Raw genomic sequence first — 24,803 nt, forward strand, 5'->3', positions numbered from 1 at the left:
CCGGAAATTACCGAACCGTCACGATGGCGAGATTTCCTCGCGCAGCACGTCGAGAAATGCGCGCATGCTCGCCACGCGCTGCTCGCCGATGCGTCGCGCGGTGCGCGTCGTCAGGCCGTCGGCCAGATGCAGCAGTTTCGTCTCGAAATGATCGAGCGCGAAACGCCGGTCGTCGAGCGGGCGCGCGGCGGCGAACGGATCGGCGGGGTCGTAGAGGCGGGAGCCGACACGGCCGGCAACGTAGAACGTGCGCGCGATGCCGATGGCGCCGATCGCGTCGAGCCGGTCCGCATCGCGCAGAATGTTCGCTTCCGGCGTCTCGGGCGCAATGCCCGCCGAGAAGCTGTGCGCCTCGATAGCGTGCGCCGTGGCGGCAATGCGCGCCGCGGGCCAGCCAATCGTGTGCAGAATGCCGCTGGCCTTTTGCGCCGACAAACGCGACGCGTGTGCGCGACGCGGATCGGTCTTCTCCACCTGCACGCAGTCGTGCAGCAACGTGGCGACAGCCAGCACCTCCAGATCGGCGCCGGACTCGCCGGCGGCGATCTCTTTGACGAGGCGCCACACGCGAATCAGATGCGATCCGTCGTGTGAACCGTCGCCGCTGTGCGACGGTTCCGTGGCGCCCGCGGCGGCGAGCACTGCGGCGATCGTGGTGCCGTAAGGCGCGAAGGCGTGGGCGAGCATGGCGATGATGTCCCGGCGGAAAGAGCCCGCAATTTTACCTGCCGGGGCGTCGTTCTTCGCCAAAAAAAACGGGGACCCGAAGGTCCCCCAAACTGGGTGAGCAATCGAGTCGAATGTCGCCCCTCTCAAAGACGTTTGGCCTGCCGGATGCTGCGCAGGAAGGCTCGCGTGCGCTCCTGTTGCGGATCGCCGAAGATCTGCTCGGGCGGCCCCTCTTCACAGACCACGCCGTCGCACAGAAAGCAGACCTTGGACGCGACCTCGCGTGCGAAGCCCATCTCGTGCGTGGCGAGCAGCATGGTCATGCCGTCGTGCGCCAGATCGCGCACGATGTTCAGCACTTCGGAGACCAGTTCCGGATCGAGCGCCGAGGTGATCTCGTCGAGCAGCAGCACCATCGGGTCCATTGCCAGCGCGCGCACGATCGCCACGCGTTGTTGCTGGCCGCCCGACATGCGGTCGGGATACTCCGCTGCCTTGTGCGCGAGACCGAAGCGCTCGAGCAGCGCCATCGCACGATCCTCGGCCTCGCGGCGAGGCTGCCCGAGCACGCGGATCGGGGCGAGCGTCACGTTCTCCAGCACCGTCATGTGCGGAAACAGGTTGTAGCCCTGAAACACGATGCCGATGTCGCGGCGCAGCGAATTGACATCGACGCCCGGCCCCGAAATCCGGTCGCCGTGCACGAGGATCTCGCCGGCGTCGATGGGCTCGAGCCCGTTGATACAGCGCAGCAGCGTGGACTTTCCCGACCCCGAGGGGCCGATGAGGCAGACTACCTGATGCTCTTCGACGCTCAGCGCGAGCCCGTTGAGGACCGGCACGTCGCCGTATGACTTGGTGACGTCGCGAATCTCGAGGAATGACATGGTCGTTCGCTCCTTCAGGCGCCGCCCGCACGCATGCGGGCCCGGTCGCGTTGCGCCATCCGTTCCACGAAACGCACCTGCGGGATCGAGATGATGATGAACAGCACGGCCACGGTCGTGGCAGCCGACAGGTTGTAGTGATTCGAGGCGATGACCATTGACTGGTTGAAGGAATCGATCACGCCGACCACGTTCACGAGCGCGGTGTCCTTCTGCAGCGCGATGAATGCGTTGAGCAGCGGCGGGATGATTTGCCGGATGCCCTGCGGCAGCACCACGAAGCGCAGGGTCTGCGTGTACGACAGGCCGAGCGAGCGGGCGGCGGCCACCTGGCTCCAGTGAACGCCCTGAATCCCCGCGCGGTAGATTTCCGCCACGTAAGCGCCGACGGTGAGCGTCAGCGCGATCACGACATACGTGGTGAGCGACAGGTCCTTCAGGATCGGCACGCCGGTGAGCGGCAGGCCGAAGCCGACCAGATAGATGACCAGCACGGCCGGCATTGCGCGGAAAATATCGACGTAGGCCGTGGCAATGAAGCGCAGTGGCTTGCCCGCCTGCCCCGGCGCGAACATCGCCAGTGCCACGACGAGGCCCCAGATCAGCACGAAGACTTCCGCGATGATGAAGATCTTCACGTTCACCCAGAACGCGTCGAGCACGAGCGGGAACGTCTTGACGATCAGCGGCAGGAAGAAAAACGTCTTGGCCACGGCGAGATGGTTCGCGAGCACGAACTGCAGCGCAAGCACGACGATGACCTGCGCGAGCGTGTAACCGAGCGCGATCCAGCTCTGGACGTCTGCCTCGGCGCGCGCCACGCGCGCGGCGACGACGTCGCGGCGCGCGGCGGCACGGCGAAACGCGCGCCATCGCGCGAATGCCCGGACAAGCGGCATGAGCACGATCAGCGAGACGAGGCCGAGCAGCACGGCGCCCACGGGCACCCACCAGCCGTCGAGCTGGTTCGCGACGAGGCCTTCGCGCAAGGCGACGATCGTGTAGGCGCTGCCCGCGATGGCGACGAGCGCACCGATCAGCGCCACGAGCAACAGCGTGAACGGCGAGGACGGCATGCCGCCGATGTTCAGCCGCCGCTCGCGCCCCGCCGCGCCGATCCCGGCGCCGGCCGCCTTCCGAGGGGATTCGCTCATCGACACGGTGACCTCACGGCGTCAGTACCGGCACTTTGGCCGGGTCTGCCCCGAGGCTCGGCACCAGGTACTGCGTGGCCAGCCGGTCGAATGTACCGTCCTTCTTCATCTCGGCGATCAGCTTGTTGAACGCCGCGAGATTCGGCGAATCCTTGTTCACCAGACCGCCCCACTGCTCGCTCGTGTCGTAGCGCCCCACGACTTCGAAGCGGCCTTCGGACTTCTTCGCGATGGAGAGCACGTTGGGCGTGTCGTACAGCACGGCATCCACCTGGCCGGCGGCGAGCGCGGCGTACATGGCGGCCGTGTCGGTGTAGACCTTCGGGTGCTCGGCGACCTTCACCTTGTCGGTCAAGTACGGCAGGATGGTGGTGCCCTGCTTCACGCCGAGGCGCATCTTCTTGATGCTGTCCTTGTCGACCTTGGTTCCCGTCTTGACGAGGACGCCCTGGTCCGAGGTGAAGTACGGATCGGTGAAGTTCACGACCTTCTTGCGCTCGTCGGTGATGGTGATCTCGCTCAACGCAATGTCGAAGCCCTTCGCCTGACCGGTGACGACCTGCGCGAACGAGCGGTTCACCACGATCACGCGATCGAGGCCGGCGCGATACGCCATGTTGGCGGCCATGCAGTATTCGAAGCCGTCCTTGATGGTGTCGGGCGAGTCACCGTTCCACCAGCCGGGCGCCGGCAGCACGGGACGCACCGACAGCGCGCCCGGCGTGACCGTCTCGAGCTTCACCGAGCCGCGCGTGCCGGTGACTTCGCACTTGCCGTAATCGGGCGCGGCCGCGGCACTCGCGCAAAGGCCGCCCAGCACGGCCGAAATGAGCAGCATGCGCGCGTGCGCCATCTTGCGAGGTGCGCGTGTCTTGTCTTGCCGTTCGATCAGTTTCATGGGGGAGTCTCCTTGCGTCTTCGAGGTTCGAGGTTGTGTCTGACGACGTTGAGCGGCTGGGGGGCGGTGCCCCACGCGCTCGGGATTTCGCCGCGTCGCGGCACCGCTACGTTACTGTGAATTTGCCAAAGCGCGCGCGACATTCACGCCACGCGCGCCGGCGTTGCTTCGGGGCGATCAGTCCGGCAGCGCCGCCGCCGGTTGCGCGATGCCGCCGCGCGGCCTGCCCGACTCGACGTCGCCCCAGAGCACCGCGTGATCTTCCGGCAGTGCGCGCGAGTTCGGCATCGACAGCCACAGCCGCATGAGCATGCGGTCCTGGCCGGTCGTCGCGTCGTCCTTGAACGCCGTGCGGCCGTGATAGACGATGTGATTGTTCAGCAGTTGGATGTCGCCCGGTGCGAAGCGCATCTCGAAGCATTGCTCTTCGGCCACGGCCATGAGCATTTGAATGGCTTCGTGTTCGGCTTCGGAGAGCTTGCGCACGCCGGGCAGCATCTGCGCGTTCTCGATGTAGGTCAGCGAGAAATGACTCGTGAGCTTGCCGTCGCGCACGCCGAAAATCGGTAAATCGTAAGCGATATGCTCGCCGCCCGCCTCCTCGCCGAAACGGCTGCGCGGAATCGGCTTGCACAGCAGCGCGTGCAGGTCCGGGCGGCGCGCGAGAATTTCGTTGTACACCGTCGCACTGCTCGCGAGCTTGCTCACGCCGCCTTCGGACGCCTGGCGCACGCACAGCAGGCCCACCACGTCGCAACGATCGGTGTGAAAGCGCAGTTGACCCGGCGAGAGCGTGCGTGCGCCCGAGGACAGAAACGGCTTGCCGGCGCTGTCGACTGTCGCGCCGTAAAGCCGGGCGCCGACGCCCATGCCTTCGTCCTTGATCTCGCGCATGACCTCGCCGCGGCGATTCTGGAACATCGGCGTGCCCAGATGCGCGCCCAGCGCGAACCACATGCGGCGCAGTTGCTCCACGCTGTAGCGCGTGACGTCGAGGCCGCGGATCTTGACCATGCCCGAGCCGTTTTCCAGCTCTTCGCGCACGTCGTCGAAGAAAGCAGCCGCATCCGGCAGCGGGAAGTTATGCCGGTTGACGTTGCGCCAGTCGATGTCCTTCGTTGCGTCCAGCGCAGCGTCGATTTGCTCGAGCACGATCGGCGGGAATGTCTTGACCCAACGATCGTGATTGACCATTTCGGTCCCTCGCCAAACACACGCGCCTTGCAGACTCTGCGACTCGGCCATGAAATCCTCCTGATAGATGTGATGAGCAGTACGCCTTACGTTGTATATACATGTAAAGACGTTACACCCATCTTTTGAAGTCCGACAATCGGGAGCGGCGTCCAATCAGGGAAAGTCCTAGCCTCGGAAAACAACAGGCTCGCGAAGCTTGTTTGCGCAACGGCATGACGGCTCGCAACGCCTTGCCCGGCGGGCTGGACGGCGCGAATCGCGGGTCTGAAATCCCGCGCGGGACGACCCTAACCCCCGGGTACGTGGACTCCCGGTCGACTCGACTATACGCGAACAAAATTGTCTACGTATATTATTTATTATTTTCGTATACGATTTGGCGAGAACAACGCCTCGCTCTCGTGCTGGACGGCCCGCGCTTCCGGAAGAGACGGCGGTGGAACGCGAGGCCGCCGAGGCCCGCATGAGAATGCGAAGGCGAGCGACCGGCGCGAGCTGTGTGATCAGGCGTATGTCTTGCCGGTCAGACGGAAATAGGCCATCACTTCGCGTTGGGTTTGCTCGAGGTGTTTGCGAAGCAGACGCACAGCCGTCTTCGTGTCGCCGGCCGTGCATGCCTGATGGATGGCGACGTGCTCGTCGTAGGAGCGCTGATGATCGTTGACGGCGAGGAGGTGAGCGCGCAGAAAGCGCCCCATGCGCTCCTGCGCGGCCTGCGCGGTGGCGACCAGGCGCGGCCGGTTCGCCGGAGCGTAGAGCGCCTGGTGAAAGGCGAGATTGAGCTCGCTCCAGGACTGCGGGGTGTCGGCCTTCTCGTAGCGCTTGAGCAGGTGTTCGGCAAGTGCGAGGTCGCTGGGCGCCATGTTCGGCACGGCGATCTCGAGCGCGCGGCATTCGAGCGCGATGCGCAGATCGAGCATCTCCACGCAGTCGCTTGCGGTGAGCGGTGTGACGAATGCACCGGCGTTGCGCTTGAGTGTCACCCATCCCTCGGATTGCAGACGCATGAGCGCTTCGCGCACGGGGATCTTGCTCACGCCGATTTTGGCCGCGACGTCATCCTGCCGAATGGGCGCGCCTTCCGGCAATTCGCCGGACAGGATCTGCCGGCGAATTTCTTCGTAGGCGCGCTCGACGGTGGAGAGGAGAGGAACGTCGTTCATGGTCACGGAAGACGGCGGATCGGAGTGAGGTGGACGACGCGTGAATTATACAATTCACGACTTCCGTATACTTTTTCGGAAGATACAAAAAAGCCCGCAACCCAAAGGGGGCGGGCTTTCGTTCGTTGCGCGCGAAGATCGCGTTAGAACGGAATATCGTCGTCCATGTCGTCGAAGCCGCCGGACGGCTTGGCCGGCGCTTGCTGGCGGCCACCGCCGCCGCCGCCGCGCGAATAGCCACCGCCACCTTCGTCGCCGCCGCCCCGCGAGTAACCGCCACCGCCACCGCCTTCGCCGCCGCTGCTGCGGCCGCCGAGCATCTGCATCTGGTCAGCCACGATTTCCGTGCTGTAACGGTCCGTGCCGTCCTGCGCCTGGTACTTGCGCGTGCGGATGCGGCCTTCGATGTACACCGACGAACCCTTCTTCAGGTATTCGTTGACAATCTCGGCCAGACGACCGAAGAACGACACGCGGTGCCACTCCGTCATCTCCTTGAATTCGCCGCTCTGCTTGTCCTTGTAACGATCGGTCGTCGCCAGACGGATGTTCGCGACCGCATCGCCGCTCGGCATGTAGCGGACTTCGGGGTCGGCGCCGAGATTGCCGACCAAAATGACTTTGTTGACTGATGCCATGAATCTTTCTCCGGTATTGCTGAAATCCGTTCAGGACTGACGAGGCGCTGGCGTCCTCATCGGTGCGGCGATTATAAGCCACACGAATGCCCCCGCCGCGCAGGCGGCGAATATTGCGTTTTGACCGTAGTGGGTCATCAGATAACCCCCTAGCGCACCACCGCAGAACAGCCCGAGCGCCTGCGTCGTATTGTAGACGCCCACGGCCGCGCCCTTGCGCTGCCCCGGGGCCAGCTTCGACACCAGCGACGGCTGCGACGCCTCGAGCACATTGAAGCCGAGGAAGTAGACGAAAAGCACCACCGCGATCACGCCGACCGTCGGCGGCAGCCCGCCGAGGGCCACCTGCGCCGCCGCCACCAGCGCAATCGCCGAGAGCAGCACCGCCTTCATTTTTCCACGCTTTTCAGCGGCGATGATGGCCGGCACCATCGCCACGAACGACAACCCCATCACGGGTAGATAGATCTCCCAATGCTGCGCCACCGGCAAGCCGGCCGCCACCAGCATGCGCGGCATCGCCACGAAAAGCGCCGTCTGCGTGGCATGCAGCACGAACACGCCGAAATTCAGGCGCAGCAGCTCCGGGTTGTGCAGCACTTCGGAAAACGGTGCCGGACCGGCCGGCGCATGCGGGGGCGGCGCGGGCACGACCCACAGCACAACGAAAATCGCCAGGACGGCCAGAATGCCGATCGCCGAAAAAAGCCCGCTCATGCCCAGCCAGTGATACAGGAACGGCGCACATACGATGGCCACCGCAAACGACACGCCGATGCTCCCGCCGATCATCGCCATCGCCTTGGTCCGGTTGGCGTCGCTCGTCAGATCGGCCACGCAGGCCATCACCGCCGACGAGATCGCGCCCGCGCCCTGCACCGCCCGGCCGACGATGATCCACGTCAGATCGTGCGCCATGGCGGCGATGAGCGAGCCGAGCGCGAATACGATCAGCCCGAAGACGATCACCGGCTTGCGGCCCAGGCGGTCCGACGCCCAGCCGTAAGGAATGTAGAGCAGCGACTGCGTCAGACCGTAAATGCCGATGGCCAGCCCGACGAGGAACGTATTGTTGCCGCCCGGGATCGTCTGCGCGAATACCGAGAACACCGGCATGATCAGGAACAATCCGAGCATGCGAAGCGCAAAAATCCCCGCGAGCGACGCGCTGGCGCGCACTTCTAGCGGGGTCATGCGGCCACCTCGGCCGCGCGTCGTGGCAGGGGAAGCGGAAGTCACGGAATCGATAGACATTACGTCCTGAGGGATGGAAATGGCAGGAAAAAACCGCTTGCTGTCCCGGAGTCGCCCGGATAGCGCCCGGATAGCGCCCGGATAGCGCCCGATGTCTGGCGTTCCTGCCGCCGAAGGCGCGAAGGAGGGGCGCCAGCCTCTGGAAATCGGGCGGTTCGGCCCCATCTGCACCGGGTGCCGGCGTACCGCTCCGGATGGCCCGCCAGACGGTTCAGCTCCGGCAATCAAACTTAGGTATATTAGCAGGTTTAGCCGCCCGGATTTCCCCCCAGCGGCCCGCCCGACCGCTCCCGCCGCCCTGCCGCGTCGACGCCCGGCCAACGCCGTGCCGACGCGGCTCGACGTTCCGGGAAATTCGAGCGCTTGGGGGCCGGAACCCGCCCCGCGACAATTCGCCGCGCGGATTCCTCGGCGACGACCCGGAACCGTCAATGGAAACCATTCGTATTCGTGGGGCCCGTACCCACAACCTCAAGAACGTCAATCTGGATCTGCCGCGTCACCAGCTCGTGGTGATCACCGGCCTGTCCGGCTCCGGCAAATCGTCGCTGGCGTTCGATACGCTTTACGCGGAAGGCCAGCGACGCTACGTCGAGAGCCTGTCCGCATACGCGCGCCAGTTTCTGCAACTGATGGAGAAACCCGACGTCGACCTGATCGAGGGACTGTCGCCGGCCATCTCCATCGAACAGAAAGCCACGTCGCACAACCCGCGCTCCACGGTCGGCACGGTCACCGAGATTCACGATTACCTGCGCCTGCTCTACGCTCGCGTGGGCACCCCGTACTGCCCCGACCACGGGTTGCCGCTCGAATCGCAAAGCGTCTCGCAGATGGTCGATGCGGTGCTCGCGCTGCCCGAGGAGACCAGGCTGATGATCCTCGCGCCGGTGGTCGTGGACCGCAAGGGCGAGCACGCCGATCTGTTCGAATCGATGCAGGCGCAGGGTTTCGTGCGGTTTCGCATTCGCTCGGGCGGCGGTGCGGCCAACGAGGGCACGGCGCGCGTATACGACATCGACGCGCTGCCCAGGCTCAAGAAGACCGAGAAACATTCCATCGACGTGGTGATCGACCGCGTGAAGGTCCGCCCGGAACTGAAGCAGCGTCTGGCGGAATCGTTCGAGACAGCGCTGCGCCTGGCCGATGGCCGCGCCATCGCGCTCGAGATGGACACCGACAGGGAACACGTCTTCAGCTCGAAGTTCGCGTGCCCGGTGTGCTCCTACGCGTTACAGGAGCTCGAGCCGCGCCTGTTCTCGTTCAACAACCCGATGGGCGCCTGCCCGACCTGCGACGGCCTCGGCCAGATGACGTTCTTCGATCCGAAGCGCGTGGTCGCCTTCCCCGCGCTGTCGCTCGCGTCCGGTGCAATCAAGGGCTGGGACCGCCGCAACCAGTTCTACTTCCAGATGCTGCAAAGCCTCGCGGCGTTCTACGATTTCGATGTCGACACCCCCTTCGAGGAGTTGCCCGAGGCAACGCAGAAGATCGTGCTGTACGGCTCGGGCGAGCAGGAAATCCCGTTCACTTACGTGAACGAGAAGGGCCGCACGTCGGTGCGCTCGCACGCTTTCGAAGGCATCATCCCGAATCTGGAGCGCCGCTATCGCGAGACGGATTCCGTGGCCGTGCGCGAGGAGCTCGCCAAGTACCAGAACAACCGCGCCTGCCCCGACTGCGAAGGCAGCCGGCTGCGCCGCGAAGCGCGTTTCGTCAAGGTGGGCGAAGGCCCGCAGGCGCGGGCGATCTACGAGATCGGCAACCTGCCGCTGCGCGAAGCGCTCGGCTATTTCCACGAGCTGGTGCTGCACGGCGCCAAGCGCGAGATTGCCGACAAGATCGTCAAGGAAATCGTCGCGCGGCTCTCGTTCCTGAACAACGTCGGCCTCGACTATCTCTCGCTCGAGCGCAGCGCCGACACGCTCTCGGGCGGCGAAGCGCAGCGCATCCGCCTGGCCTCGCAGATCGGCTCCGGCCTCACGGGCGTGATGTACGTGCTCGACGAGCCGTCGATCGGGCTGCACCAGCGCGACAACGATCGGCTGATCGGCACGCTCAAGCATCTGCGCGATCTCGGCAACTCGGTGATCGTGGTCGAGCACGACGAGGACATGATTCTCGCGAGCGACTACGTCGTCGACATGGGGCTCGGCGCGGGCGTGCACGGCGGCACGGTGATCGCCCAGGGCAGCCCCGAGCAGATCGAGCGCGCGCCGGAGTCGCTGACCGGCCAGTACCTGTCGGGCGCGCGGCGCATCGAAGTCCCGGCCGAGCGCCATGCGCCGGGCGAGGACTATCTGCGCATCGTCGACGCGACGGGCAACAACCTCAGACACGTCAATCTCGACCTGCCGGTCGGCCTGCTCACATGCGTGACGGGCGTCTCCGGGTCCGGCAAGTCCACGCTGATCAACGACACGCTGTATCACGCGGTCGCGCGTCATCTGTACGGCTCGTCGGCCGAGCCGGCGCCATACGAGCAGATCGACGGGCTGGAACACTTCGACAAGGTCATCAACGTCGATCAGTCGCCCATCGGCCGCACGCCGCGCTCGAACCCGGCCACGTATACGGGCGTGTTCACGCCGATCCGCGAACTGTTCGCCGGCGTGCCGACCGCCAAGGAGCGCGGCTACGATCCGGGCCGCTTCTCGTTCAACGTGAAGGGCGGGCGCTGCGAGGCGTGCCAGGGCGACGGCGTGATCAAGGTCGAAATGCACTTCCTGCCGGACGTCTACGTGCCTTGCGACGTCTGCCACGGCAAGCGCTACAACCGCGAAACGCTCGAGGTGCAATACAAGGGGCGCAACATCTCCGAGGTGCTCGACATGACGGTCGAGCAGGCACACGAGTTCTTCAAGCCGGTGCCAGTGGTGGCGCGCAAGCTCAGGACGCTGCTCGACGTGGGGCTGGGCTACATTCGCCTCGGCCAGTCTGCGACCACGCTCTCCGGCGGCGAAGCGCAGCGCGTGAAGCTCTCGCTGGAGCTCTCCAAGCGCGACACGGGTCGCACGCTGTATATCCTTGACGAACCGACCACCGGCCTGCATTTTCACGACATCGAACTGCTGCTCACGGTGATTCACCGCCTGCGCGACCAGGGCAACACGGTGGTCATCATCGAGCACAATCTCGACGTGATCAAAACCGCGGACTGGGTGATCGACCTCGGACCGGAGGGCGGCGCGGGCGGCGGGCAGATCATTGCGCAGGGCACGCCCGAGCAGGTCGCCGCCAACAAGGCGAGCTTCACCGGCAAGTATCTCGCGCCGCTGCTCGCACGCGGCAAATGAACGCCTGAGGATGCACGAGATCGTGTAACACCGCACGTCCGGCGCAGGCAGTGCGGGTTCGGCACGCCGCGCACGCCGCCTGGCTGGACGATGTTTTCTTTCAAGGACGTCATTGCATGGAACCGCGCTCTGGCTGGAATCCGAACCGGGAGTTCTGGACCGAACTGGCGAGCTACGTCTTCGCGGCCGTGGCGCTCTGGCTGATTCTCAGTGTGCACCTGCTCTCTGCCGTGCTCTCGGGCATGGTGGTCTACCAGCTCGTCCACGTGCTCGGGCCGCGCCTGCAACTGCGCATCTCGAGCGAGCGCGCGCGGCTGGTGGCCGTAGCGCTGCTCTCGGCCGTGATCGTCGCGCTGATGACCGCCCTCATCTTCGGCATTCTGACTTTCTTTCGCAGCGATGCGGGGCACCTCGAACACCTCAATACCCGCATGATGGACGTGGTCGAACAGGCCCGTGCGCAGTTGCCGGTGTGGCTGACGGCGCGATTGCCCGCCGACAGCGACGACATTCATCAGGCCGTGACCGAATACCTCAAGGACCACACGCAGGAAATGTCGCTCGTGGGCAAGGAAGCGCTGAACGCCATGGTCCACATCATTGTGGGACTGGTGCTCGGTGCGCTGGTCGCGCTCTCGTCGGTGCGGCCGGTGCAGCACATGCGTCCGCTCGCCGCCGCGCTCACGCGGCGCGTGACCCGCTTTGGCGACGCCTTTCGCCGCATCGTGTTTGCCCAGGTGAAGATTTCGGCCATCAACACGCTCTTCACCGGCATCTTCCTGCTCGCGGTGCTGCCGATGTTCGGCGTTCATCTGCCGTTGCGCAAGACGATGATCGTGGTGACGTTCGTCGTCGGACTGCTGCCGGTCATCGGCAACCTCATCTCGAACACGTTCATCGTGGTGCTCGGCCTGTCGGTGTCGCTGTACGTGGCCATCGCGGCGCTCACGTTCCTGATCATCATTCACAAGCTGGAGTACTTCCTGAACGCACGCATCGTGGGCACGCAGATTCAGTCGCGTGCGTGGGAGCTGTTGTTGGCGATGATTCTGATGGAGGCGGCATTCGGACTGCCCGGACTCATCGCCGCGCCCATTTACTACGGCTATCTCAAGAGCGAACTGGCCGAGAAACAGCTCGTCTGACAGCAGCGGCGCGAATACCGCGCCGCGCTTCTTCTGCGCCCATCCTGAGCGCAGCCCCCCTTCCTGACATGCCGAATTCGCAGGGCCGTCATGAACCCGTCGAAATTTGACATTCCGTCACTCAATGACATAATGTCAACGCATGACTTCCACCAGATCAGCCAAACCGCCCCAAGCCGTCGGACCCGCCGCCACGCGCACCGCATCGGGCGTGAGCGCCACGAGGCCGCTCGAAGAAAACGCACTGCTGCTGCGCGAAGGCCGCAAGATCGTCGAGGCGCTCGGCGCGACGTTCGCGCCGCTCGTCGAAGTGGTCTTGCACGACCTGACCGATCCCGACCACGCGATCGTCGCCATCGCCAACAACCTGTCGGGCCGCCAGCCGGGCGACGCCGTCACGGAAATGGGACTGGCCCGCATTGCGGACCCGGCGTTCCCGGAAGTCATTGCGAACTACGCGAACCGGTTTCCGGACGGACGCCCGGCCAAGAGCACGTCCATCGGGCTCAAGAACAGCGCCGGGGAGTACGTCGCGGCCATCTGCCTGAACATGGACGTCTCGATGCTCGCAGCCGCCGCGGCCAGCGTGCAGCAACTGGTCAACGTGGCGAATGCCGCGCCGGCGCCCGTGCGCGAGACGCTCGCCCCGCGACGTCTGGACGACATCGCCCCGCTCATCACGGAGTTCGCCGCGCGGCACAACACCACGCCGCCGGGCCTCACGCTCGCGCAGCGCCGCGACGTCATCCGCGTGCTCGAGGCGCGCGGCCTGCTCGACTTGCGCCAGGCCCACGCGGAAGTGGCGCGCACACTGGGCGTGGCGCGATCGACCGTCTATACCTACCTCTCCGACCCGAAGGGCTCATCATGACTGCTCCCCCCCTGGCGATCACCTATGGCGACATCGCCGCCGCTCACGACCGCATCCGCGAGGCCGCGCATCGTACCCCCGTGCTCACGTCGCGCACCGCCGACGCGATGACCGGCGCGCACCTGTTCTTCAAGGCGGAGAACCTCCAGCGCATGGGCGCCTTCAAGTTTCGCGGCGCATACAACGCGATTTCGCAGTTCACAACGGAGCAACGGCGCGGCGGCGTGCTGGCATTCTCGTCCGGCAACCACGCGCAGGCGATCGCGCTGTCCGCGCGGGAACTCGGCGTGCCGGCGCTCATCCTGATGCCCCAGGACGCGCCGCAGATGAAGATCGACGCCACGCGCGGCTACGGCGCCGAGGTGATCCTGTTCGATCGCTACAGGGAAGACCGCGAGGCGCTCGCGCAGCGACTGGCCGCCGAGCGCGGCATGACGCTGATTCCGCCCTACGATCATCCGCACGTCATGGCCGGTCAGGGCACCGCCGCGAAGGAGTTGATCGAGGACGCCGGCGAACTCGACGTGCTCGTGGTCTGCCTGGGCGGCGGCGGACTGCTCTCGGGCAGCGCGGTGGCCGCGCGCGCGCTCAACCCCGATATCGAGATCTACGGCGTGGAGCCGCAGGCGGGCAACGACGGCCAGCAGAGCTTGCGCACGGGCAGGATCGTGCACATCGAAACGCCTCGCACCATTGCGGATGGTGCGCAGACGCAGCATCTGGGTGAATACACGTTTCCGGTGATCCGATCGCTCGTCGACGACATTCTGACGGTGACCGACGACGAACTGGTGCGGACGATGCAGTTCTTCGCGAGCCGCATGAAGATCGTGCTCGAGCCGACCGGCTGCCTGGCGGCGGCGGCGGTGCTGCAAGGCCAGCTCGACGTGCGCGGCAAGCGCGTGGGCATCGTGCTCTCCGGCGGCAACGTCGATATGGCGCGCTTTGCCAGACTCACGCTCGGGGAGCCGGCATGACCACCCGGGAACGTGGTATCGAGGCGGTGAACGTCCCCACGCTGCCGCCGCCGCGGGGGCATTACTCGCACGGCGTCTGCGCGAACGGTTTCGTGTTCGTGTCGGGACAACTGCCGATCACGCCGGAGGGCGAGCGCCTCGCGGGCGCGCCGTTCGCGGTACAGGCCAGGCAGGCGCTCGACAATGTGGCGCAGATTCTCACGGCGTGCGGCACGCGCATCGACCGGCTCGTGCAGGTGCGCGTGTACATCACCAACGCGGACGACTGGGGACCGTTCAACGAGGTCTATGCCGCCTGGGCCGGCGACGCCAGGCCGGCGCGCTGCGTCGTTCCCGTCCCGGCATTGAGCCACGGCGTGGCCGTGGAAATCGAGGCGACGGCGCTGGCGGGGTGAGCGGCGAGCGGCGCGGCGCCCGCCGCTTGGGCGCCGTCGCCTCGCCCGATGCGGGTTTTTTCCCAAAACGAGGCAACTTTGGGGAGGAAACCCACGACGGCGCGGGATTTCCGGAATCGAAGGCTCGTCAGAGCGATACACTTCGAGCCACGAACGCCGACCACGCCCATCCACGACCACGTCAATGACCAAACCACTCTCTGCGCCACCCTCGCACGACGCCCGCCACCACGCATCGACCGCCACGGCCGCGCCGCAGCAACGCATCGACGACGAGCCGCTGCGCCTCGTCACCAGCTTCAACGACATCTTCGTCGTCATTGCCTCCTGGCTGCTCTCGTTCGGCACCGTGTGGTTCACCGACCGCCTGCCGTCATGGTTGCAAATGCTCATTTCGGCCGCCATTGCATGGGGACTTTCCGAAATTTTCGTGCGTCGGCGCCGCATGACGCTACCCGCGCTGTGGTTCTCGTTCAGCTTCGTCACTTCGGTTGCGCTGCTCGGCTTCGGCAATGCATCCCTGCTGAGCTTCGACGACAACATGCGAGCGTCGATGAGCGGGTGGACGCTCGTCGCCACCTGCGCATGCACCGCGATCGGCGCCGCGCTCTTCTGGTGGCGTTTCCGTGTGCCTGTGGTCATTGCCATGGGCCTCGCCGGCATCGTGATCACCGTATGGGTCCACGTGCTCGTGTTCGATGCCAACGCCGGCGACTGGCTGCTGGCCGTCACCGTCGCCGCCGGCCTCGCGATCTTCCTCTGGGCGCTGCATTGGGACGCGCAGGATCCCCGGCGCACCACCATTCGCTCCGACGTCGCCTTCTGGCTTCACCTGCTCGCCGCGTGCATGGTCACGCATCCGGTCTTCTGGGCGCTCTCGCCCCAGCATCCGGGCGCGGTCATCGCCGTGTTCGCGCTGCTCACCGTCGTCTCGCTGGTGATCGACCGCAGGGCGCTCATGCTTTCCTCGCTGCTCTACCTGCTGAGCGCCATCCTGAAAATGGTGATCGGCATCTCCCCGCACGGCGACGACGCCAGTCTGCCGCCCGACCACTCCATGTCGATGGCCGCCATCGTCGTGGGCGGCGTGCTGCTGTTGCTCTCGGTGTTCTGGCAACCGTCGCGCAACGCCGTGCTTCGCTTGCTGCCCGCAAGCTGGCGGGCACGTCTGCCGCGCTGAGCCGCCCAGGAGCGCTCAAAAAAAAGCCGCGCTGGTACATCCCGGCGCGGCTTCGTCTTTTGGCTTCCTTTCGGCGGCGATCACTGGATCGTCACGCGCTCGAGCACTCTCATGTAGTGATCGAGCGGCGGCGTGGCCATGCCCGCCAGCTTGGCGCGATCGTCCCATCGGCGCAGCCGCAGCGCGGCCCCGGCATGCTCACGCGCCAGGAACGTCCTTGCCTCTTCGTCGCTGAACACGCCGCCCTGCAACGCAAGACTGCGCACGGAGTCCGCCGAGAGCTGGCCATAGTACTCGGGGTCGACCGCGCACAGGCAGCGCTTCGCGTCCACGTGCAGCCGGATCGGTTCCAGCACGGCGTCGTCGAACAGCGGCCGCAGGAAAGGCAACGCGAAATATTGATGCAGATCGTCGATGCCCCGCTCGGTGGGCGTGTCGCCCTGCAGGTTGAGCAGATGGCCGAGATCATGGAGGAAGCTGGCCGCGACGAGCGCCTCGTCGGCGCCCTCGCTCTCGGCAAGCGCGCCGCATTGCAGCGCGTGCTCCAGCTGGGTGACAGGCTCGCCGCTGTAGGCGAGCGAACCGAATTTATCGAACAGCGTGCGGATGTCCGGCAGGCTCAGAGCCATCTTGAGAACTCTCGTTGTCGTCGCGCGAACCAGGGGCGGCGGCCGTCGCGACATCGGCAAGCGCCGCCAGCTTCGACGCCTTCGTTTCCTTGAGCGCCTTGGCGTCCTTCATCTCCTTCGTTTCCTTCGGCTTGTCGCGCATGCGGCTCTTGCGCAACGCGCCCGCATCGTCGAGCACCGGGTACGCCGTCGAGCAGAACAGCGAATTGAGCCGCTTCATGTCGCTGATGATGTCCAGATGCAGCGAGCTCGTCTCGATACTCTGCACCGACTGCCCGGCCAGACGATTCAGGTGCGTGTAGGAATACGCGCGCTCGAGATCCCGGAAACTCTCCTTCTCGGCCATGAGCCGCTGCGCGCTCTTCAGGTCGGTGTTCAGAAACACCGACAAGCCGAGTTGCAGGTTTGCCACGAGCCGTGCATGCATGTCGCAGATTTCCTGCAAACCGGCCTCTGAGAACGACAGTTTGTGCGAAATCTTCTTCTCCTCGACCTCCGTCACCATGCGCTCGATGATGTCGCCCGCATGCTCGAGGTTGATCGTGAGCGAGATGATGTCCGTCCACCGGCGACTGTCCTGCTCGCTCAGGTTTTCGCGCGAGACGCGCGTGAGGTACATCTTGACCGCGGTGTAGAGATGATCGACGTCGTCGTCGAGCCGGCGCGTCTCGCGCGCCTGCACCACGTCGTTGCTTCGAATCACGTTCAGCAGACCGTTGAGCATCTGCTCGACGATGTCTCCCATGCGCAGCGTCTCGCGCGTGGCGTTGGCCAGCGCGAGCGACGGCATCTCGAGTGCGCTCTCGTCCAGGTGGCGCGGGCGCAACGCCCCGTCCGCCTCCGGCTTTTCCGCAAGCAGCCTCACGCACAGACGCGCCATCGGTTCGGTAAACGCCAGAAACACCACGCAGCGGACGAGGTTGTACAGCACATGGAAGTTGACGACGGCTTGCGCCGGCGCGTCCGAGATCCAGTTGACGAGCCGCGGCGCGTAGTCGACGAACGGCAGCACGAGCAGGCAGCCGATCAGCTTGAAGAGCAGGCTGCCGAACACCACGCGACGCCCGGCGGCGTTCTGACCGGCCGAGGTGAGCATGGCCAGCATGCCGCTGCCGAGGTTCGCGCCGATCACGAGACACAGTGCGACCTTGAGCGAGATCACCCCCGAGGATGCGAGCGTGGCTGTCAGCAGCACCGCCGCCAGACTCGAGTAGGAGATCATCGCGAACAGGGCGCCGATCAGCGTGTCGAGCATGACGTCGCCGGTGAGCGAACCGAACAGCACCTTGACGCCGGCGGCCTCGGTCATCGGCGTGGTCGCCGCCACGATCAGCTGCAACGCGAGAATGATCAGGCCCAGCCCGATGCAGACGCGTCCGAGCTGGCCCGCGCGGGTCTGCTTGCGCGACAGGAAAAAAATGACACCGAAGAAAATCAGCAGCGGCGAGAGCCAATGCAGGTCGAACGTGAGGACTCGCGCCATGAGCGCAGTGCCGACGTCAGCGCCGAGCATGATCGATAGCGCAGGCGCCAGCGCGATGAGCCCCTGCGCGCCAAACGACGACACGATGAGCGCCGTCGCGTTGCTGCTCTGCACCAAGCCCGTGACGAGCACACCGGCGGCGAACGCGAGAAAGCGGTTCGAAATGCTGTGGGAGAGAATGCGGCGCAAATCGGCGCCGTAGACGCGCAGGACTCCGGTACGCACGATATGCGTACCCCAGATCAGCATCGCCACCCCGGAGAGAAGGTTGAGCAGTGTCAGCATGCCAGTGTTCCGTGATCTTGTTGTCGACGGGACAGGCAGCGCGGCGCGCCGCCAGCATGACGCGCCCACTGGTTTGCCATACCGGCATCCCGCGTCAGCCCTACACTGGCGTCGGGATCCGTATGAAGTTCACGCGTCATGCGCATCCCCAATCGGTACACCGTACACCAAAACGACCCCAGCAACAATCGTGTCATCAATTTGTCACAATTTTTGCTGCGATTCCGGCGAGCCTTGTTGCGCAAGGGGGACAGGGGTGCCAACAACCGCCTGCCCCGCACTCGGCGCCGCGCTCAGATCCCCCACGGCAAGGTGAAGGTTTTGGTATTGGTGAAGCTCTTCATTGCCTCCTGCACCCCTTCCTTGTACCCGAGCCCCGAGTCCTTGATGCCGCCAAACGGCGTGAGCTCGATCCGGTAGCCCGGCACTTCCCACACGTTGACGGTGCCCACCTGCAGTTCGTTGGTAAAGCGCGTCACGTAGTCCAGACGATTCGTGCACACCCCCGACGACAGGCCGAAGGCCGTACCGTTCGAGATAGCGATCGCCTCGTCGATGCTGCCGAACGTCAAGATCGGCGAGACCGGGCCGAAGGTCTCCTCGCGCACGACGGTCATCTTCGGGTCCACGCGATCGATCACGGTCGGGGAGTAGAGCGCGCCCTCGCGCCTATTGCCCACGAGCAGGCGGGCGCCCTGCGCGATCGCTTCGTTCACGCGCGCCTCGAAAAGCCGCGCGGCCGCCTCGTCGATGACGGTGCCCATGTCGTTCGCGCCGTCGGTCGGATCGCCGTACTTCCACGCGCGCGTCTTCTCCACCACGAGATCGGTAAACGCCGCCGCGACATCGCGGTGCACGAGCATGCGCTTGACGGCCGTACAACGTTGGCCGGAATTCTTGTACGAGCCCTGCACCGCGAGGTCGGACGCGCGATCCAGATCGGCGTCCTCCATCACGATGAGCGGGTCGTTGCCCCCCAGCTCCAGCACGATGCGGCGATACCCGGCCTTCGACGCGATGTACTTGCCGATCGCCACGCCGCCCGTAAACGTGATCATGTCGATGTTCTCGTTCGTGATCAGTTCGTCGGCGATCTCCATCGGATCGCCGGTGACGACCTGCAGCATCTCCGCGGGCAAGCCGGCCTCGTAGAGCGTGTCGGCCAGATAGTAGGCCGAGAGCGGAACCTTCTCGGACGGCTTGAGCACCATCCGATTGTTCGTCGCGATCGAGGGCGCGACTTTGTGCGCCACCTGGTTCATCGGGTGATTGAACGGCGTGATGGCCGAGATTGCACCGAGCAGCGGCTCGCGCTGCGTGACCACGCGGCGCTTCTTGCCGTGCGGCGTGAGATCGCAGGAGAACGCCTGACCGTCGTCCTTGAGCGCCTCGCCGGCGGCGAAACCGAGCACGTCGGCCACGCGTCCGATTTCGTAGACGGCGTCCTTCTTGCACAGCCCCGACTCCATCGTGATGATCGCCGCCGCTTCAGCGGTGCGCTCGCGCAGCAGCGCCGCGGCTTTCTCGAGGATGTTGGCACGCTCGAAGCGCGTGAGCGTCGAGCGATATTGCTTGGCGATCGAGAACGCGCGGCGCACGTCTTCGAGCGAAGCCTTCGGCACGGTGCCGACCAGATCGCCCGTGTACGGATTGAAGACTTCGATGATCCGTTCACGGGTCACTTTTTCACCGCCGATGCGAAGGGCTTCGGCACGGAACTCGGGATGCAGCTTGTGCGGCGCGTTCATGGGGTTCTCCACAGCATATCCAACTGGACAGGGGCCCGGCGGTGCGGCCCTTGCGCGGGCCGCGTCGCCGCTGGTTCTCGTTATCTCGCTATCTTGCTATCTCGCTATCTCTGTGTTCGTCACACGCGTTTGGCCTCAGACGTGGTTGAGCGCCACGTCGAGAATGTCGAAGTTGCGCAGTCTCGCCTTGCCTGGAATGCCCTCGGTCTTGCGGTTGAACAACAGCGGCACGGTCTGCTCGGAGATGCCGCCATGCGAGCGCAGCGGTACGGTGAGGCCCGTCAGATCGTGACGGCTCGCGCTCGTACCGAGCACCACCGACTGATCGCTCACCACCACGAGATCGCCAACGCGGTCGGGCGGCAGTTCGAAGCGCGCGCAGGCCTGCGCATTGGTCAGCACCACGTCGATGCCCGGCATCGCGGCAATGCGCTGGCCGATCGCGTCAGCGTCGATGTCGCGCGGCAGATAGATCGTGGCATACGAACCGAGCGCGCCGTGGTGCACCACATACGGATCGGTGATCGGCAGGATCACGCGTGCGCCGCCCGCATCGACGCCCTTGCCGAGCCAGTCGTCGAGCAAATCCTGCAGATAGATGACGTTGGGCTGGCCGGTCTTCGGATCGTGCTTGGCGTTCATGCCGTGGTCGGCGGTCAGCCCGATCACTGCGCCGAGTTCGTCCATGCGACGCAGGTACTTGTCCATCATGGCGTAGAAGGCATTGGCGCCCTCGGTGCCCGGCGCCCACTTGTGCTGCACGTAGTCCGTCGTCGACAGGTACATCAGGTCGATGTGGCGCGTCTCGAGCAGACGCACGCCGGCAGCGAACACGAACTCCGAGAGCGCCGCGCTGTAGACGTCCGGCACGGGCATGCCCACGAGCCCGAGCACGTCCTCGATGCCGTTTTCCGCCAGCGTGACCTGATCGGCCTTCTCGGACGAGAAGCAGATGCCCTTCATGCGGTGGCCGAGCAGCTTGCGCAGCTTGTCCTTGGCTGTCACTACCGCGACGCTCGCACCCGCGTCGGCCGCGGCGGCAAGCACCGTGCCGGCGCGCAGATAGGCCGGATCGTTCATCATCACTTCCGCGCCGCGGCCGCCGTCGGCCGCCGGATCGAAGAAGTAGTTGCCGCAGATGCCATGCACGGCGGGGGGGGCGCCGGTCACGATGGACAGGTTGTTCGGGTTGGTGAACGACGGCACGACGCAGTCGCCCTGAAACACGGCCCCCTCGGCCAGCAAGTGCTTCAGGTATGGGGCCACACCGGCCGCGGCGGCCGCTTCGAGATACTCGAACTGGCAGCCGTCGACGCAAACGATGACGGTCGGCTGTTGCGGCAGCCGGTACTGGCGGCCGTTGACTTGGATCTGCACGGGCTGGTTCACGTCGGGTCTCCTCAAGAGCAACTCGGTTGGTCGCCGCTGGCGTCGCGCAGGGTGCGCTGCCAGCCCGGCGGCCGGGTATTCCGTAATGCGATCGTGCGCGGTAGTACGCCGTGGTGCGCGGTAATGTGCGGGCTCATGTGTGCGCTCATGCGTTGTCCCAAGGGCGGCGCGGGTCTGGAGCGTGGGCTCCGGCTGTGGTCCCGGACTGCGGTTCTCATCCGGCGCTCGCTTGCGCGGGCCCCCCTGGCACGCGAGCGAGCGCCTCGCGAATGCGCGCCCGTCCGCGCGACAGATGCTCGCGCGTGACCCGCGCGGCGCGCTCCGGATCGCGCGAGGCGATGGCACTCACGATGTCCCGATGCTCGCGCTCGGACTTCGGCGGCGCCGAGGTATCGCCGGTCAGCGCCTCGTGCCGGAACAGGCTCAGTTCCTTGACGAGACGGCGATACGTCTCGAGCAGCTTGCGATTGCCGACCATCTCGACGAGCGCGTCGTGAAACGCCAGGTTCAAGCCGTAGTACGCCTCGCTGTCGCCCGCCTCCACCGCCTGGTGCATCGCTTCGACCGATTCGCGCAGCCGCGTGAGCTGTTCCGAGTCGATGGCTTCGGCCAGCGTGCGCGCCACGTATTCATCGAGCACGCCGCGCAGCGTGTAGATCTCTTCGGCTTCCTCCAGCGTGATCACGCGCACGAACACGCCGCGATTCTTCTCGGTGCGCAGCAGCCCCGCCTCTTCGAGCGCGCGGAACGCCTCGCGCACCGGGCCGCGTGACACCCCGAGCCGGCCCGCGACCTCAATTTCATTGAGTTTGGTGCCGGGCGTGAGCGTGCCCGCCATGATCTGGCGCTCGATTTCGTGCTGAACGAGCGTGGTGAGCGACTGACTCTGCAGCAACTCGATTGCGGTCGGCGACGTGGGCTTGGAGGTCATACCGGTCTTCCTTGTCTCTGGGCACGGGTGCCATCACGCAAAGCCGTTACACCGGGGGCAAGTTGCCTTAACGGATCGTCTGAGGCAATTTGTGGCATTACGTGATTAATTTTGTTGCTTGACATTCAAGCACAGCGGTTTGTAGATTGTCAACAAAACACATCCGACTTTGCAGGCAAGTTTGGCGGCACCGTCGGGGCGAGTCGGCGCAGGCAACGACAAAACCCTATCTGAATCAACGCTTTCCATACTATTGGAGGTATTTGACGCGCAGATGACAAACACCCAGGGTTTCAATAAAAAGACATAAATTGCCAATAATATGCAACACATCGCCTCGGAGAAGGCAACTTCCCGACTGACAGCGCGACCCATGGTCGCGACCCACAGGAGCCATCCATGAACCAACCGTTGCGCCGCGCCATGCGTGCCGCCGCTGTCCTCGCCGCCGCGATCGTCTGTGCGGCCCAGGCGGGTCAGGCGCTCGCCAAGACCACGCTCACCGTCTACACGGCGTGGGAAGTCGAAGTCATGCGCCCGTATGCCGAGGCGTTCCAGAAGGCGAATCCGGACATCGAGATCAAGTACGTGCGCGACTCCACCGGGGTCGTGACCGCGAAAATCCTCGCGGAAAAGGCCAATCCACAGGCGGACGTCATCGCAGGGCTGGCCGCCTCGAGTCTGGAGCTGATCAAACAGGAAGGCCTGCTCGCGCCTTACGCACCGAAGGGTTTCGATCAGCTCACGCGCGCCTACAGCGACAGCGCGAACCCGCCGTCGTGGGTCGGCCTCGACGTATGGGGTGCCACGGTGTGTTTCAACACGGTGGAGGCGGCCAAGCGCAATCTGCCGAAACCCACGTCCTGGGAAGACCTCACGAAACCCGTCTACAAGGGCATGATCGTGATGCCGAACCCGGCCACGTCCGGCACGGGCTTTCTCGACGTGACGGCCTGGCTGCAGATGTTCGGCAAGGAAGGCGGTTGGAAGTACATGGACGCGCTCGACAAGAACATCGTCAAGTACACCCACTCCGGCTCCAAGCCGTGCCGCGACGCGGGCGCGGGCGAATACCCGATCGGTATCTCGTTCGAGTTCAACGCGCATCGCACCAAGGCCGCGGGCGCGCCGATCGATCTCGTCTTCCCCAAGGAAGGGCTGGGCTATGACATCGAAGCCGCCGGCATCGTGAAAACCACCAAGAAGATGGATGCCGCCAAACGCTATATGGACTGGCTCGCCAGCAAGGAAGCGAATCAGATGTACGCGAAGGACTGGGCCATCGTCGCCTATCCGGGCGTGGCCAGGAAATTCGACACGATCCCGGCGAACTACCCCGACCTGCTCGTGAAGAACGACTTCACCGAAATCGCGAAGAGCCGTGAGCCGGTGCTGGCCGAATGGCAAAAGCGCTACGGCGCGAAGTCAGAGAAGAAGTAACGTCGGCCGGCATCCGGGACGGACGGGCGCGACACACCGCCGGTCCGTACCGACTGATCACAGGGCGAACACCGCAGGAGGGTCCCCCCGAATGAGCGACGACACTTATCTGAGCCTGAACGGCATTCACAAGCGGTTCGAGAACACCGTGGTGCTGCACGACATTCATCTGCAGGTCAGGCGCGGCGAAATGCTGTGCTTTCTCGGCCCTTCGGGCTGCGGCAAGACCACGCTGCTGCGCATCATCGCCGGGCTCGAAGCGCAGACGCACGGCACGCTGTCGCAAAACGGACGCGACATTTCGACGTTGCCGCCCATGCGGCGCGACTACGGCATCGTCTTCCAGTCGTATGCGCTGTTCCCGAATCTGAGCGTGGCGCAAAACGTCGCCTACGGGCTCACGAACCGCCGCGTGCCGCGCGCCGAGCGCGACCGGCGCGTGGCCGAACTGCTCGCGATGGTCGGCCTGCCCGATGCGGGCGGCAGGTTTCCCGGTCAGCTCTCCGGCGGCCAGCAGCAGCGCGTTGCCATTGCACGCGCGCTGGCCACCTCGCCCGGCCTGCTGCTGCTCGACGAACCTCTGTCCGCGCTCGACGCGCGCGTGCGCGTGCGCCTGCGCGGCGAGATCCGCGCGCTGCAGCAGCGCCTTGGCATCACGACGATTCTCGTCACGCACGATCAGGAGGAGGCGCTGTCGATGGCCGACCGCATCGTGGTGATGAATCAGGGCGTGATCGAGCAGGTCGGCACGCCGGGCGAGATTTACCAGCGCCCTGCCACGCCGTTCGTCGCCGACTTCGTCGGCAAGACGAACATCCTGCCCGCGCGCCTGGGCAATGCCGGGCGCGTACACGTCGGCCGGTACGAGCTCACCTGCGGCACGCTCAACGGCTGCCGCACCGGCGAGGACATTCGCGTCTTCTTCCGTCCGGAGGACGTGCGCGTGCGTGATCTCGACGAGCTCGACGACGACGCAAACGTCTTCGATGGCGCCGTCGAGAAGATCGAATTCCTCGGCGCGTTCTCGCGCGTGACGCTGCGCATGCAGGCGTGCGAGCACCCGCTCTACGCCGATCTCTCGCCTGCGGACATGCAGGCCCTGCAACCGGCCGCCGGCGGCGCCCTGCGCTTTGCCGTGCCAAGCGCCGCCGTGCGCGTCTTCCGCCAGGGGTGA

At 65.3% G+C, this 24,803-nt stretch carries 21 protein-coding genes; 8 read left to right on the plus strand and 13 right to left on the minus strand.

The genetic code is table 11. The features are described from left to right. Positions 1–18: 18 nt before the first annotated feature. The 8 genes from PNO31109_RS01165 to PNO31109_RS01200 all read right to left on the minus strand — a co-directional run bounded on the left by PNO31109_RS01165 (position 19) and on the right by PNO31109_RS01200 (position 7,800). Positions 19–687: an HD domain-containing protein gene (locus PNO31109_RS01165; protein ID WP_150553799.1), complete on the minus strand. Its 669-nt coding sequence runs from the start codon at positions 685–687 to the stop codon at positions 19–21. Between the two features lie 125 nt (positions 688–812). After that, positions 813–1,556, minus strand: a complete 744-nt coding sequence (locus tag PNO31109_RS01170; protein ID WP_150553800.1) for an amino acid ABC transporter ATP-binding protein — start codon at positions 1,554–1,556, stop codon at positions 813–815. 14 nt (positions 1,557–1,570) lie between these two features. Then, positions 1,571–2,710: an amino acid ABC transporter permease gene (locus tag PNO31109_RS01175; RefSeq protein ID WP_150553801.1), complete on the minus strand. Its 1,140-nt coding sequence runs from the start codon at positions 2,708–2,710 to the stop codon at positions 1,571–1,573. 13 nt (positions 2,711–2,723) lie between these two features. Continuing rightward, on the minus strand, positions 2,724–3,608 hold the full coding sequence (locus PNO31109_RS01180; RefSeq protein ID WP_150553802.1) for an ABC transporter substrate-binding protein: 885 nt from the start codon (positions 3,606–3,608) through the stop codon (positions 2,724–2,726). A 177-nt stretch (positions 3,609–3,785) separates the two neighbouring features. Beyond that, complete coding sequence (locus PNO31109_RS01185) at positions 3,786–4,853, minus strand: TauD/TfdA family dioxygenase (protein ID WP_150553803.1); 1,068 nt, start codon at positions 4,851–4,853, stop codon at positions 3,786–3,788. A gap of 455 nt (positions 4,854–5,308) precedes the next feature. Further along, positions 5,309–5,968, minus strand: a complete 660-nt coding sequence (locus tag PNO31109_RS01190; protein ID WP_150553804.1) for a GntR family transcriptional regulator — start codon at positions 5,966–5,968, stop codon at positions 5,309–5,311. A gap of 143 nt (positions 5,969–6,111) precedes the next feature. Next, complete coding sequence (locus PNO31109_RS01195) at positions 6,112–6,606, minus strand: single-stranded DNA-binding protein (RefSeq protein WP_150553805.1); 495 nt, start codon at positions 6,604–6,606, stop codon at positions 6,112–6,114. A gap of 30 nt (positions 6,607–6,636) precedes the next feature. Further along, positions 6,637–7,800 (minus strand): MFS transporter, encoded by a 1,164-nt coding sequence (locus tag PNO31109_RS01200; protein WP_150553806.1) that lies wholly within the window; start codon positions 7,798–7,800, stop codon positions 6,637–6,639. A gap of 491 nt (positions 7,801–8,291) precedes the next feature. Here PNO31109_RS01200 and uvrA point away from each other — a divergent pair, with 491 nt between their 5' ends. The 6 genes from uvrA to PNO31109_RS01230 all read left to right on the plus strand — a co-directional run bounded on the left by uvrA (position 8,292) and on the right by PNO31109_RS01230 (position 15,724). Beyond that, a complete protein-coding gene (gene uvrA, locus PNO31109_RS01205; protein ID WP_150553807.1) occupies positions 8,292–11,156 on the plus strand; it encodes an excinuclease ABC subunit UvrA in 2,865 nt (954 codons plus the stop codon). Positions 11,157–11,272: 116 nt separating this feature from the next. Then, positions 11,273–12,301: an AI-2E family transporter gene (locus tag PNO31109_RS01210; protein ID WP_150553808.1), complete on the plus strand. Its 1,029-nt coding sequence runs from the start codon at positions 11,273–11,275 to the stop codon at positions 12,299–12,301. A gap of 142 nt (positions 12,302–12,443) precedes the next feature. After that, positions 12,444–13,172 (plus strand): helix-turn-helix transcriptional regulator, encoded by a 729-nt coding sequence (locus tag PNO31109_RS01215; protein ID WP_150553809.1) that lies wholly within the window; start codon positions 12,444–12,446, stop codon positions 13,170–13,172. Next, positions 13,169–14,149 carry a threo-3-hydroxy-L-aspartate ammonia-lyase gene (locus PNO31109_RS01220; RefSeq protein WP_150553810.1) on the plus strand — a complete coding sequence of 327 codons (981 nt, stop codon included), beginning with the start codon at positions 13,169–13,171 and terminating at the stop codon, positions 14,147–14,149. The genes PNO31109_RS01215 and PNO31109_RS01220 overlap by 4 nt, the downstream gene beginning before the upstream one ends. Next, the gene (locus PNO31109_RS01225; protein ID WP_150553811.1) at positions 14,146–14,544 is read left to right on the plus strand and encodes a RidA family protein; all 399 of its coding nucleotides are present in this window, start codon (positions 14,146–14,148) and stop codon (positions 14,542–14,544) included. The genes PNO31109_RS01220 and PNO31109_RS01225 overlap by 4 nt, the downstream gene beginning before the upstream one ends. 184 nt (positions 14,545–14,728) lie before the next feature. After that, entirely contained in the window at positions 14,729–15,724 is a 996-nt protein-coding gene (locus tag PNO31109_RS01230; RefSeq protein WP_150553812.1) for a hypothetical protein, read from the plus strand. 80 nt (positions 15,725–15,804) lie between these two features. Here the strand turns inward: PNO31109_RS01230 and PNO31109_RS01235 are convergent, their stop codons facing one another. From PNO31109_RS01235 to PNO31109_RS01255, 5 genes are all read right to left on the minus strand, one after another. Beyond that, complete coding sequence (locus tag PNO31109_RS01235; RefSeq protein ID WP_150553813.1) at positions 15,805–16,353, minus strand: phosphonate degradation HD-domain oxygenase; 549 nt, start codon at positions 16,351–16,353, stop codon at positions 15,805–15,807. Next, entirely contained in the window at positions 16,313–18,121 is a 1,809-nt protein-coding gene (locus PNO31109_RS01240; protein WP_150553814.1) for a Na/Pi cotransporter family protein, read from the minus strand. Before PNO31109_RS01240 ends, PNO31109_RS01235 begins: the two co-directional genes overlap by 41 nt. Before the next feature lie 293 nt (positions 18,122–18,414). Then, a complete protein-coding gene (gene phnY, locus PNO31109_RS01245) occupies positions 18,415–19,869 on the minus strand; it encodes a phosphonoacetaldehyde dehydrogenase (protein WP_150553815.1) in 1,455 nt (484 codons plus the stop codon). Between the two features lie 135 nt (positions 19,870–20,004). After that, on the minus strand, positions 20,005–21,258 hold the full coding sequence (gene phnA / locus PNO31109_RS01250) for a phosphonoacetate hydrolase (protein ID WP_150553816.1): 1,254 nt from the start codon (positions 21,256–21,258) through the stop codon (positions 20,005–20,007). Positions 21,259–21,472: 214 nt separating this feature from the next. Then, on the minus strand, positions 21,473–22,189 hold the full coding sequence (locus PNO31109_RS01255; protein WP_150553817.1) for a phosphonate utilization associated transcriptional regulator: 717 nt from the start codon (positions 22,187–22,189) through the stop codon (positions 21,473–21,475). A gap of 423 nt (positions 22,190–22,612) precedes the next feature. On the opposite strand from PNO31109_RS01255, the gene PNO31109_RS01260 reads away from it, so the two are divergent. Then, the gene (locus tag PNO31109_RS01260) at positions 22,613–23,629 is read left to right on the plus strand and encodes a putative 2-aminoethylphosphonate ABC transporter substrate-binding protein (protein WP_503124984.1); all 1,017 of its coding nucleotides are present in this window, start codon (positions 22,613–22,615) and stop codon (positions 23,627–23,629) included. 91 nt (positions 23,630–23,720) lie between these two features. Then, entirely contained in the window at positions 23,721–24,803 is a 1,083-nt protein-coding gene (locus PNO31109_RS01265) for a putative 2-aminoethylphosphonate ABC transporter ATP-binding protein (protein WP_150553819.1), read from the plus strand.

Origin of the sequence: Pandoraea nosoerga, from assembly GCF_902459585.1 — a bacterium.
In the GTDB taxonomy this organism is placed as follows: Bacteria; Pseudomonadota; Gammaproteobacteria; order Burkholderiales; family Burkholderiaceae; genus Pandoraea; species Pandoraea nosoerga.